Here is a 12,640-nt window from a genome sequence, read left to right as displayed (position 1 = left end):
TAAAAAAAGAGAAATGATGTCATTTTTAAAAACTCACTGGAATAAAGTTCTGATTTTATTGTTATCCATTTTAATCCTCTTTTTTGCTTTTAGTTATACCCTTGATACCAAAGGCAAAGCGCTTATTGATAAAAGTTTTACTCAATCGGTGATTGTTTTTGGAAGTGCCAAAGCTTTAAATGCGGTGATTTCTCTTGCCCAAGGCACCGAATTGGATTTACCGTTTTTAACCGTAGCCATTGGAGAAGTTTTAGATCCTGTGAATGACTTAGTGGAACAGTTCTCTTTTGTGATGTTAGCGAGCATGGTTTCTTTGGGTATTCAAAAAATCATGATGAATTTTGTCACGGGCGATGTCTATAATTACATTTTGTTTAGTTGTATTGTTGTATTAAACTTGTGGATATTCTACCGATTTTCGCGTGATGAACGCTTCAGAACGCTTTTCTTTAAAATTACTGTCATACTGGTATTTCTTCGTTTTGCTGTGCCCTTGATTGGATTGGTCAATGATTTTGCGTACAACAGTTTTGTCAAACAAGATTATAATATTGAACAACTCAATGAGAATATTGTGGAAGTAAAAAATCAAGTCAATGAAGTGACGGTGAATACGATTGAACAAAAAGAAGAGGGCTCTTTTTTTAATAAAGTGGCCGAAAAATTTGATTCAAACTATTATGCAAAAAAAGTCGATGAGTACAAAAGTGCAGTGGACAATTCAAGCGAATATATTGTGGCACTTATTATCGCTTTTGTGTTTCAAACCATCCTTTTACCGCTGATTTTTCTTTTTGTTTTGTATCATTTGGTACGCGGAATTTTTAATTTAGGTAAGTAGAAACTCAAAGGGAAAAAATGACATTAAGAAGAGCACAAATTGGTGATATTGACAAAGTTTTAGCACTGCATTTTAAGTATCAAATTGACAGTATAAAAGAAGAAGATAAAAAAGATGGTTTTATAACAACGCCTTTTACAAAAGCGCAATTAACACAACTCATCAATGAAGAGCAAGGTCTGTTTATTGCGTTAAAAGATGGTGAGATTATTGCCTATGTTATGGCAGCTTCTTGGCAGTTTTGGTCCGTATGGCCCATGTTTGCACACATGATAAAAGAGTTATCCCAATTAAGCTATTTAGGTCAAAAACTCAGCGTGGATAACTCTTACCAATACGGTCCTGTATGTGTGGATAAAAGTGTTCGAGGAAGTGGGGTTTTAGAAAGCATATTTGATTTTGCACGAGAAAAAATGGCCAAACGATACCCTATTTTAGTCACCTTTATTAATAAAATCAACCCACGCTCTTTTGAAGCCCATACCAAAAAACTTGGGCTTGAAGTCATTCAAGAGTTTGAGTATAATAACAACTATTATTATGAATTGGTTTATGATACAAGTAAACGTGTAATAAGTTAAAAGGAAGAGCATGAAAAAGGTATTCATTGGATTTTTATGTACAGCGGGATTACTATTGGCACAAGGGTTTACTCTAAAAAGCAGTGACATCAGTGGGCAACTTTCAAACAAACAGGTATTTAATGGTTCTGGTTGTACGGGTGAGAATATTTCACCCAAACTCTCTTGGGAAAATGCACCTACTGGTACACAATCTTTTGCTGTGATGGTGTATGACCCTGATGCACCTACTGGTTCTGGCTGGTGGCATTGGGTGGTTTTTGATATTCCAAAAGATAAAACATCTTTACAAGAGGGCTTTGGCAATTCGTTTTCTAAAATGGCCATTCAAAGCATGACCGATTTTGGGAAAACGGGTTTTGGTGGCGCTTGTCCTCCTGTAGGAGATAAACCCCATCGATACATTTTTACGGTGTTCGCATTGGACATACCGTCACTTGGTTTGGATGAAAATGCAAAAGCTGCTTTAGTGGGCTTTTATCTGAATGCGCATACTTTGGCAAAAGCTTCATTGATGGCATATTACGGAAGAGAGTAATTGGTTTTGAAGAATTATTTAGAGTACAGTGAGATCATTGATTACCTACACCCAGATATTCAAACACTCGCGCGTGAACTGGCATTAAATTGTAATTCCGATGTAGAAATAGCAAAAAATTGTTTTGAATATGTTCGTGATGAAATACGTCACAGTGGAGATTATAAAGAGAACATCACAACGTGTATTGCCAGCGATGTGTTAAAACATAAAACCGGTTGGTGTTATGCCAAATCGCATCTTCTTGCTGCTTTATTACGTGCCAACAATATTCCAACGGCTTTTTGTTATCAACGACTGAGTTGTTCAGAATACCAAGAGGACATTTACTGTTTACATGGCTTAAATGCCATCTATTTTAAACAATATGGTTGGTACAGAGTCGATGCCAGAGGAAATAAAAAAGGGGTAAATGCTCAATTTATACCACCAAAAGAGCAGTTGGCATTTGAGTTAAAAGAGCATGAAACCGATTTGCAAAAACTCTATTGCAAACCTTTAAAGAGTGTGATAAAAGCACTTCAAGAGCATACAACTTATGACGAAATGGTCAATCATCTTCCTGATATACAACAATATATTCGTAAAGCACGAAAAGATGATGCTGCACATTTGAGTCGTTTGGTTCACCAACTGAACCACTTCATTTTTAATGAACACGCTCCTCAATGGTTTTTGGATACCATTACAAAAGAAGCTTTTGAAGCGCGTATTTTAAGCTGTGAGTATCAACATTTTGTCTATATCATTGAGAATAAAATGGTTGGTTTTATTGCATTACACAATCAAACAAAACTCTATCATCTGTTTGTTGACGTTAAATTTCAAGGGCAAAAAATAGCTAAAAAATTGTGGGAATTTGTCAAAGATGAGTTGGTTATTGAAACCATGGAAGTGAACTCGTCTGTTTATGCCATAAAGGTGTATGAATCTTTTGGTTTTGTAAAAGAAGATGAGATTAAAAATCATATGGGAATGGACTATCTGCCTATGAAATACAGAGGAAATGGAATTTATGAGAAGAAGTGAATTTAATGTTGAAGACAAAGAGCAAATTGAAAAAATATTATTTGAGTGTGAATATGGAACATTGAGTTTGATTTCAGAAGGAAAACCTTATGGTGTGGCAGTCAATTTTGTGTGGCATAAAAATAAAATATTTATTCATGGTGCCAAAGAGGGTCGAAAGGTTCAAGCCATTGCCCATAATTCAAAGGCCTCTTTTTTGGTTGTAAAAGCCTACTCTTTAATTCCTTCATATTTTAGTCATGCTTTAGTAGCATGTCCTGCTACACAGTTTTTTGCATCGGTTCATTTTGAAGGCACCATAAAACAGATGCATACTCCTGAAGCAAAAGTGATTGTACTCAATAAACTTATGGAAAAACTTCAAAGTGAAGGGGGCTATGAAACCATTGATGCAAATAGTCCTATGTATACTAAAATGGTAGAAAATACCGCTGTTTTTGAATTGACCCCTTCTGTTATAAGTTGCAAAATCAAAGCGGGGCAAAACCTATCTCGTGAAAAAAGAGAAGAGATTGCCCAACAACTCATGCAAAGAGAGAGTAACAACGACAAAGAAACCGCTGCTTTAATGCAAATACAAAGTTAAAATCTCAACTCAATTTTTTTTATTGGTTATTTAGTGACTTTATTGCTAGTTTTTACTAGTATAAAAGCTAAACTGTATTAAAATGTTACATAATTTAAAGCAGAGGTTGTTGGGTAAAGTATGGGAATTAAGAGAAATATGAGTGGTATTGAGGATTGTAAGTTTATTGATTTGGTTAATGTCTCAGAATTTGAACAACTTCTAGAGAGTTTTTATAAAGCAACTGGAATTCCAAATGGTCTTGTCGATATTGATGGACAGGTTATTATACAGGCAGGTTGGACAGAAGCTTGTGCAAAGTTTCATCGAGTGAATGAGGAAGCTAAATTAAGTTGTATACAAAGTGATATCTCTTTGATGAAGAATATGTGCGAAGGCGAAGTCAATTGTGCTTTGTGCAAAAATGGATTGGTTGATTATGCTACGCCTATTGTACTTGAAGGAAAACAATTGGCAACATTGTTTTTAGGACAAGTTTTAAACAAAGAACCCAATATGGAGTTTTTTTCTAAACAGGCAAAAAAATATCATTATGATGAAACCAGCTACTTACAAGCCATAAGTAGAGTGCCCGTTGTTGAAAAAAAACAGATGGAGTCTTTAATGGATTGTGTGGTTAAAATGGCACATATGTTAGCTATGAATGGTTTGTCTAAATTTCGTGAAGCGAGTTTAAAACACGATCTTAATGAAAATAAAGAACAAAAAATCCATTTAAAAGATATTTTAGACTCCTCTCCCGTAGGAATAGGTTGGTCAAGCAGTGAAGGGAAAATAGAGTATTTAAATCATCAATTCACACAACTTTTTGGTTATACCATTGAAGATATTCCTACATTGGATGTCTGGTTTCAAAAAGCATATCCCAATAAAGAGTATAGGGAAACGGTGATTGAAACGTGGCATAAAAAGATCATAGAGACCACTAAGAAAAAAACATTTTCTCCTGAGTTAGAAGTGAGTGTTACGTGTAAAGATGGCAGTTCGCGTCAAGTATTCATACGTGTTTCATGGCTCAATGGTTTGCGCCTTGCCAGTTACAATGACATAACAGCACATTGGGAGAGTGAGTTACGAAATCGTGCTCATGATGCAATGCTTGAACTGGTTGCCAAAAATGCACCTTTGAATGAGATATTAAACAGTATTGTCAAAACCATTGAATCAGAAGAGACACATTCCCAAGGCAGTATTTTGTTGTTAGATAAAGAGGGCAAACGTTTATTAACAGGTGCAGCACCCAGCTTGCCAAAATTTTATAACGATGCCATAAATGGTCTTGAGATAGGCATAGGTGTGGGTTCTTGTGGTACGGCAGCTTTCACTAAAAAACGTGTTATAGTAAAAGATATTATGACACATGAATATTGGAAACCCTATAAAAAATTAGCAAAAAAAGCGGGATTGGCCTCTTGTTGGTCCGAACCTATTATCTCTTCATCGGGGAAAGTACTTGGGACTTTTGCCATTTATCATGGAATACCGACACTTCCTAATGCAAATGATATTGAACGAATTCATTTTGCAGCAAATTTAGCGGCCATTGCTATAGATAATAGAAATACACACTTGGAGTTGGAAGAACGTGCATATACCGATTTTTTAACCAATTTACCTAACAGACGATATTTTATAGAACATGCTGAGCTAGAGTGGTCTCGTCATAAACGACATGGAGGAAAACTCTCTTTGATTATGTTTGATATTGATCATTTTAAAAAATTTAATGACACTTATGGGCACAGTATTGGGGATTTGGTGCTTCAAAAAATTGCAGAAATCAGTAAAAGTATTTTACGAGATATTGATTTAATTGGACGTATTGGTGGAGAAGAGTTTGCTATTTTGTTACCTCAAACCGATATTGAAGAGGCGGTAAAAATTGCGGAGCGTTTACGTATTGCTATTTCAAAAGGGGTCATAGTTTTAGAAAACAGAGAGTTCATATCTAATTTTAAGGCCTCTTTTGGAGTTGTATCCAACTATAATGATATGCAAAGTATTGATGAATTATTGATCAATGCGGATGATGCCCTTTACGATGCAAAAGAGGCTGGACGAAACAGAGTGTGTGTGTTTAAAGGAAAAAAATAAGCAGATGTTAAAAAGAAGTTCTTTTGAAAAAGATTGTAACAGTGAATATGCTGAACTTTTTTTGCAAGTGCGTGATTATATAAAAATATCTATTGGCAACGATGCCAAAGAGAGGCACAGCGAAAATATTACGACACTTTATTCAAAAGAGGGTGGATTTTGTTATATTCGTATCAAAGAGAATTATATTCATTTGGGTTGGTTTCGAGGTCGGCACATCAATGACAAATATGGCTTACTTTTTGGGAAAGGTAAAACCTTAAGAGCCCAAAAAGTTTATGAACTTGACAAAACAACCAGAGATAGTATAAGGTATTATGTTCAAGAAACCTTGATGTTTCTTTTTGAACATAATGAGTTAATGAAACTCAAAAAAAACGGTTATAGATAGGGATATTAAATGAGTGTTTATATCATTGGGCAAATTGCTGTAATATGAAAATTTCCTTACCCCATTTTCTCTTTGAAAACAAAGAGTTGTATCAAATTATCAACGATGAAAGTATCATTGTTGCAAAATCTACACGATACAAACAAGATATGGTCTCTTTGAGAAACAGCATGCATCTGGCCATTTTATTGATCAACGGTGGCAAAGTTTTGCACTTAGAAAACGGTGATATTTCTATAGATAACTCTGATCTATTGTTTTTGTCTCAAGGCAACTATTTTATGAGTGAAATCCTTGGTGATAAAAACAGTTTTGAATCCATTTTGCTCTTTTTTGATGATGAGTATATTTTTAATTTCATTCAAAAGTATCAAATTGTTTTAGAGAGTAAAGAGCAAAAAGAGATTTTACTTTTAAAAAGAGATACGTTTATGGTGGATTGCATTAAAACAATCAATTGTTACTTTCAATCTCAGGTCAATAATACTTTGGCGTTAGCCAAATTAAAAGTGGATGAGCTTTTTTTATATGCTTTGTCAAAAGATAGAGAAAAATTCAGCGCATTTTTAAACAAAATTGTACAGACAAAATCTTCACGTATAAAGTATATTTTAGAAGAGAATCTTGACATTTTGACCAGTGTTGACGATATGTGTAAACTCACGCGTTTGAACTCAAAAGCCTTACGAAAAGAGATGATGAGAATCTATAATCAAAATCCCAAAGAGTGGTTAGATGAAAAAAGACTCTGCCTTGCTACAACGCTTCTTAAAAACACTCAAAAAAGTGTCTCTCAAATAGCCACTTCCTGCGGATATTCCAGTGTTTCTTGGTTTATTATCCAATTTAAGAAATATTATAAAACTACTCCTTTACTGTTTAGGGAACAAAACTTATAAAATAAACCCTTTTTCTTATACCTTTACGTTTTAGATTGATTTATACTTTGTCCAAATAAAACAAAGGATTCATAATGAAATCAGAACGATACAACAAAGGTTGGGAAAAATTAAAAGAGGTTGATGGCAATGCAGGGGAAAAGGTCATTGATGCTTTAAAAGATATTGCGCCAGAGTTTGCAGATTTGCTTATAGAGTTTCCTTTTGGGGATATTTATACCAGAGATAAATTAGATTTAAAATCAAGAGAAATCGCAACCATTGCTGCACTTACAGTCATGGGAAATGCAGCACCACAACTTAAAGTGCATATTCATGCAGGACTCAATGTTGGGTGCAGTAAAGAAGAGATTATAGAAGTGATTATGCAAATGGCAGTTTATGGAGGTTTTCCTTGTGCTTTAAATGGTCTGTTTGCTGCGAAAGAGGTCTTTTCTAATGGAAATTGATACTAAAAAAAGTGCCTTGGTGCTTATAGAGTATCAAAATGAGTGGTTAGGACAAAATGCAAAATTAGAACATTTGATGAAAGATAAAAAACAATTTGAAGAGTCTAAAGTAAACTCCAAAAAAGTTTTAGAACATGCGCGTAAAATGGGTATGAATATTGTACATATCCCTTTTATTGTAAGCAGTGATTATAAAGAGTTTGGAAAAGAAAAAGCAACATTAGGTCTCAGAGCCGTTATTCAAAAGGTGAAAACTTGGCAAGGAAATAGCCAAGAGTATTCTAAGGATTTTTTGCCAAAAGAGAGTGAGTTTGTTATCTCAGGAAGAGTTGGTGTAAGTGGTTTTGCAGGTTCAAATCTCAATACAATTTTAAGAAATAATGGCATTGAAAATATCTTTTTAATGGGATACGCTACAAATGTTTGTGTGGAATCAACACTGAGAGATGCTCACGATAAAGGCTATAACACGTATGTGTTAAGTGATGCCACAAGTGCCTTTACCAAAGAGGAAAAAGAGTTCTTTGAAATTAATATTGTGCACCATTTTGGAGCCATTTTACACACAAAAGAGTTTTTAAATTTACAACACAAAAAACTTGCACATGAAATAGTACTTGAGTATTATAACTCTATAGGAACAGGTAATATAGAAAAAGCATTGAGTTTAGTTGATGAAAAGATAGAATATATTGCAGTAAAAGACAGCAGCAATACTGCCCCAGAACTTTATGGTACTTATTTGGGGAAAGAGGAGTTAAAAAAGTTTTTTAAACACCTAAATGATTTTTATATCACCAAAGAGTTTCGCGTGGACAACTCTGCTTCAAATGAAGATGAAGCGTTTATCAAAGGGTATTTAAAGTATGAAATAAAAAGAAATGGTGCTGAGTTTGATACTTCTTGGATGGCATTTATAAAAATAAAAGAGGGAAAGATTCTGAAATACCAATTTTTTAAAGATACCGCCCATTTAGAAGAGATGTACGCTAAAAAAGGATAAAGCAAAAAGCAACTATTGGTTTTTAGAATAATATTTTCAGGGATAATAATATATAGTATCCAATGAAATTATCTAAAATAACCATTAAAAGGGGTGTTATGCGTACACTCATAACTTGGATTATGGCAACGGTATTTGTGTGGGCACAAGAGCCGAATTTTGGCACACTTAATGGCAGTGCGGTGATACTGGATGTAAGCAGTGCAAAAAGAGTGGTATATGGGGAACACAGCAATGAACGACTCAATCCCTGTTCTACATTTAAAATTTTAAACAGCATGATAGCGCTTGAAACGGGCGTAATAAAAGATGAACATGCCATTATTCCATGGGATAACGTCGAACGCGAGTATGCTGTTTGGAATAAAGATCACACCATGCGTTCAGCCATTGCAGTATCAGCAGTGTGGTTTTATCAAGAACTTGCCCGACGTATTGGCGCAAAAAGAATGCAAGAATATGTGCGTAAAGTAGGGTATGGTAACGGGGATACCTCACACTTTTTGACAAATTTTTGGTTGGGCAAAGGCAGTTTAAAAATATCGCTCAATGAGCAAGTGGATTTTTTAAAAAGAGTGGTGGAAGAGGATTTGCCTTTTTCAGAAAAAACAATCCATACGTTAAAAGATATTATCACATTAGAAAAAAAACAAGGGTATGTGTTTGCTGGGAAAACGGGAAGTTGTAATAAAGTAGGTTGGTTTGTGGGATTTATAAAACAAAACAGTGAGACCAAAATATTTGCTTTTAATATTAAAAATAAAGATGCAACAGGAGCCAAAGCCAAACAAATTGCAATGGAGTATTTTGGAATTAAAGATTAACTCATACGTTTAGTTGCATTTAAAATACAATATTAAAGCAAATGAGGTTAAAATCTCAATTAAGAAACTTATAAAAGAGAAACAATGAAATATAAAATTTTTGTAGATGGTCAGTTTGGAACAACGGGACTAAAAATCAATGAAATGTTAAAACACAGAGATGAACTTGAACTTTTAAGCATCAAAGAAGAAGATAAAAAAGATATTGAAATTAAAAAAAAGTTTTTAAATGAAGCCGATTTGGTTTTTTTATGTCTTCCCGATGAGGCTTCAAAAGAGTCTGTAAAACTTATTACGAACCGTAATACCAAAGTAATCGATGCAAGTACTGCTCATCGTACAAACCCAGATTGGACATATGGAATTGCTGAACTCAATGCAACTCAACGAGAAAAAATAAAAAACTCAAAACGGGTCTGTGTACCAGGGTGTCATGCCAGTGGTTTTATCATGGCGATGAATCCTTTGATTCAAAATGGCATTGTTGCAAAAAGTCAAAAAATTGTTTGTCACTCGATTACTGGATACAGTGGTGGGGGAAGAGCATTAATTGATACATATAAAGCATCAGAAAATCAAGGAAAATTTGAGAGTCAACGACCGTATGCCTTAGGATTGAGTCACAAACATTTGCCTGAAATGAAATATGTTTTAGGTTTAGATTCCGCGCCATTTTTTACACCAAGCGTAGGGAATTTTGAGCAAGGAATGTTGGTAATGTCATATCTTATAAAAGATGAATTGCAAAAAAAAGTCTCTAAAGCAGAACTCATAGAACTTTATAAAACATACTACAGTGGTGAGCCATTTGTTAAAATCATTGAAGATGACAGTGCCTATCTTGATGATGGTTTTTTGGATGCCATGAAGTGCAACAACACCAACCGAATCGAAATATCAGTGTATGATTCGCAAGATTATTTGCTGGTCATCTCACGACTGGACAACCTTGGAAAAGGGGCTTCAGGTGCGGCTGTTCAAAATATGAATATCATGTTAGGGCTTGATGAAAAGTTGGGGTTAAAGCTATAAATTTATAAAAACCCCATAATTTTCTTTTTTTTGGGTTTATTGAATGCAACATACTCAGCTACTTCATCATATTCTCCTGATTCATTTGCATATTCTAATACATTATTGACAAGTTCAAACCATTCAGTTATAGAGGGTTTGATTGTTGCAATGGAGGCTAAAATATCTTCTGTGAGAACGTCTCTTTCGTTATTTGTTTCAATAATTTCATCCAAAACCGTTTCTATAGCCGAATCTACAATCCCTTTTATATCTGCACCAGAATAAAAATTCGTTTCACTTGCCAGTTTTTTATAATCGATTTGATACGTTGGAATATCTTTTAATAAAATTTTGAACAAGGTTTCTCTTCCATTATCATCTGGTGGTGGAACAAAAAAAAGTGTATCAAATCGTCCTGTACGTTTAAAGGCACTGTCTACATCCCAAGGAGCATTTGTTGCTCCAATGATTAAAATACCCTCATTATCGGAATCAAAACCATCCAATTGGGCTAAAAACGTATTAATTACGCTTGAACTGCTTGAGTGTTTTAATAGTTCACGTTTTCTTCCTAACGCATCTATTTCGTCAATAAATATCACAGAAGGTTTATGTTCTCTTGCTTCTTTAAACAAAGTGGTGATATTTTTTTCACTGTTACCTAACCACATATCAAGTATTTGGTCAATATTGACATGAAAAAATGAGGCTTTACATTCACCCGCAATTGCTTTTGCAAAATGGGTTTTACCACAGCCAGGAGCTCCATACATTAAAATGCCCCCACCAATTTTTTTATTGTATTTTTTAAAAAGTTCTGGTTTTTGAAATGGCATAATAATTTTCATATTGGCTTTTTTTTTCAATGTATCAAGCCCTGCTACATCTTCAAATGTTATGTTTAACTCTTTTTCAAATAAAAAAGTTTGTTTTAACGTATCTTGTAATACCTCTTCTTTATTGCTGTTCGCTAATATTTCACTCATATGATTCTCCTCACGGTTTCTGTATAGATAATTCCCATCAATAAAGCTAAAATCCAATGTGAAAATGGGGGACAGATATTTATTGTTGGAAGTATTAAAATGAATATGATTTTCAATAAATATAATAACACAAATGCTTTAACCAGTGAAGAAAAACTGAATTGTTTTTTTACAACTAAAACAAACAATGGAATAATAAAAATCATTGAAGCAGAGATGGCTAATTCATTTAAAAAAGCCACTACGGAAAGAATTAATAAAATAATTTTTACAACATTTGCTTTTAATAATTCAGGTAAATCTTTGATGGTCAAATATTTTATGGTGCTTTTTGTTTCTTGCGTTGCTTCAATCACTGAGACAATGGCTGTTTTAAAAAAAGTTGCAATATTTCTTAAAAAATAAGCAACAACTAAGCTTATAACCAAAGATATGATGATCAAACTTATACTTATTTTTTTTTCATCTATTAAAAATGGAAATATTGCAAAAGCGGTTAAAAAATAGGCTTCTAAAGAGTAATAGGACAAATGAATTATAGATATGATAATAAAAATGGCTATGGATTTTATCACAACACTGGGTACATCGGCTTGAAATGTTAAAAAAATCTCAACTGTTATTGCAACAATTGAGAGTACAAATATAATTAAATCTCTTTTATTTGTTTTAAGGGCAGATTGATAGGTTTTGCTGAAAGGGTTTATTTTAAGCGCTTTTAAAAACCCCATTTTCTGTTTTACAAATGAGGTAGTATTTGTGCTGCTCATTAAATAAATTGCATCACTGTTGTTGGGATCAATTGCAAGAATATTATCTAAAACTTCTTTGTATTTTTTATTGCCAAGATTGTGCAGTATTTGTGCATGTAAAGACATATAATCAACATTGTTACTCTCTTGTTCCAACGCTTTTAAAATCATTTTTTCTGCATCAATGAATTCATATCTGTTATTAAGTATCACTGCTTTTAGGTAAAATAAATAATCATCCGTAGGTTCTAAATTAAGAGCAATATTAATCTCTTTTAAGGCTTTTGAATAATTCATTCTTCCCAAATAGACTCGAGCCAATAAAGCATGATAATAGCTCTTATTAGGAAATTTCTGAAGAGCTTCATGTATAAATATTTCTGCTTTATCAAAGAGTTTGAGTTCTAAATACGATTCAACAAGGATAGTATACAAATATTCAACATGTTCATGTTCGGCATAAAGATGTTTCATACATAACTCTATAACTTGTTTATATCTTTCAAGTTCATATAAATAGTGAATCTTTTTTATAAAAGTCTCTTCTTGAATCATTGTTTTTGAATTCCTTTAGATTTTTAATTTTGAGACAGTGCTTAAAATAGGATCAAGACAAATAATATTTTAATATTGTATGGCTGCCCCTAATAGAA

The 12,640-nt window shown here is 33.5% G+C and carries 14 protein-coding genes; 12 read left to right on the top strand and 2 right to left on the bottom strand.

Annotated elements, in window-relative coordinates; translation table 11 throughout:
• Positions 1–16: 16 nt before the first annotated feature.
• From ACNI3C_RS01960 to argC, 12 genes are all read left to right on the top strand, one after another.
• A complete protein-coding gene (locus ACNI3C_RS01960; RefSeq protein ID WP_419770580.1) occupies positions 17–841 on the top strand; it encodes a hypothetical protein in 825 nt (274 codons plus the stop codon).
• A gap of 17 nt (positions 842–858) precedes the next feature.
• Positions 859–1,422 carry a GNAT family N-acetyltransferase gene (locus tag ACNI3C_RS01955; protein ID WP_419770579.1) on the top strand — a complete coding sequence of 188 codons (564 nt, stop codon included), beginning with the start codon at positions 859–861 and terminating at the stop codon, positions 1,420–1,422.
• A 10-nt stretch (positions 1,423–1,432) separates the two neighbouring features.
• Positions 1,433–1,960 (top strand): YbhB/YbcL family Raf kinase inhibitor-like protein, encoded by a 528-nt coding sequence (locus tag ACNI3C_RS01950; protein WP_419770578.1) that lies wholly within the window; start codon positions 1,433–1,435, stop codon positions 1,958–1,960.
• Entirely contained in the window at positions 1,961–2,989 is a 1,029-nt protein-coding gene (locus ACNI3C_RS01945; RefSeq protein WP_419770577.1) for a GNAT family N-acetyltransferase, read from the top strand.
• On the top strand, positions 2,976–3,575 hold the full coding sequence (locus tag ACNI3C_RS01940) for a pyridoxamine 5'-phosphate oxidase family protein (protein WP_419770576.1): 600 nt from the start codon (positions 2,976–2,978) through the stop codon (positions 3,573–3,575). The genes ACNI3C_RS01945 and ACNI3C_RS01940 overlap by 14 nt, the downstream gene beginning before the upstream one ends.
• 138 nt (positions 3,576–3,713) lie before the next feature.
• Positions 3,714–5,669: a diguanylate cyclase gene (locus tag ACNI3C_RS01935; protein ID WP_419770575.1), complete on the top strand. Its 1,956-nt coding sequence runs from the start codon at positions 3,714–3,716 to the stop codon at positions 5,667–5,669.
• A gap of 4 nt (positions 5,670–5,673) precedes the next feature.
• Positions 5,674–6,060, top strand: a complete 387-nt coding sequence (locus ACNI3C_RS01930) for a hypothetical protein (protein ID WP_419770574.1) — start codon at positions 5,674–5,676, stop codon at positions 6,058–6,060.
• Positions 6,061–6,104: 44 nt separating this feature from the next.
• The gene (locus ACNI3C_RS01925) at positions 6,105–6,959 is read left to right on the top strand and encodes a helix-turn-helix domain-containing protein (protein WP_419770573.1); all 855 of its coding nucleotides are present in this window, start codon (positions 6,105–6,107) and stop codon (positions 6,957–6,959) included.
• Positions 6,960–7,033: 74 nt separating this feature from the next.
• A complete protein-coding gene (locus tag ACNI3C_RS01920; RefSeq protein WP_419770572.1) occupies positions 7,034–7,408 on the top strand; it encodes a carboxymuconolactone decarboxylase family protein in 375 nt (124 codons plus the stop codon).
• Positions 7,398–8,411 carry an isochorismatase family protein gene (locus tag ACNI3C_RS01915; RefSeq protein ID WP_419770571.1) on the top strand — a complete coding sequence of 338 codons (1,014 nt, stop codon included), beginning with the start codon at positions 7,398–7,400 and terminating at the stop codon, positions 8,409–8,411. Before ACNI3C_RS01920 ends, ACNI3C_RS01915 begins: the two co-directional genes overlap by 11 nt.
• Before the next feature lie 98 nt (positions 8,412–8,509).
• Positions 8,510–9,235, top strand: a complete 726-nt coding sequence (locus ACNI3C_RS01910) for a penicillin-binding transpeptidase domain-containing protein (RefSeq protein WP_419770570.1) — start codon at positions 8,510–8,512, stop codon at positions 9,233–9,235.
• An 84-nt stretch (positions 9,236–9,319) separates the two neighbouring features.
• A complete protein-coding gene (gene argC, locus ACNI3C_RS01905; protein ID WP_419770569.1) occupies positions 9,320–10,267 on the top strand; it encodes an N-acetyl-gamma-glutamyl-phosphate reductase in 948 nt (315 codons plus the stop codon).
• Positions 10,268–10,269: 2 nt separating this feature from the next.
• Here argC and ACNI3C_RS01900 read toward each other — a convergent pair whose 3' ends face one another.
• The gene (locus ACNI3C_RS01900; RefSeq protein ID WP_419770568.1) at positions 10,270–11,235 is read right to left on the bottom strand and encodes an ATP-binding protein; all 966 of its coding nucleotides are present in this window, start codon (positions 11,233–11,235) and stop codon (positions 10,270–10,272) included.
• Positions 11,232–12,542, bottom strand: coding sequence for a tetratricopeptide repeat protein (locus ACNI3C_RS01895; RefSeq protein ID WP_419770567.1), 1,311 nt, complete (start codon positions 12,540–12,542; stop codon positions 11,232–11,234). The genes ACNI3C_RS01900 and ACNI3C_RS01895 overlap by 4 nt, the downstream gene beginning before the upstream one ends.
• Between the last annotated feature and the right edge of the window lie 98 nt (positions 12,543–12,640).

This window comes from Marinarcus sediminis (SeqCode) (assembly GCF_048571275.1).
GTDB classification, from domain to species: domain Bacteria; phylum Campylobacterota; class Campylobacteria; order Campylobacterales; family Arcobacteraceae; genus Marinarcus; species Marinarcus sediminis.
This window is presented reverse-complemented; position numbering and strand designations above follow the sequence as displayed.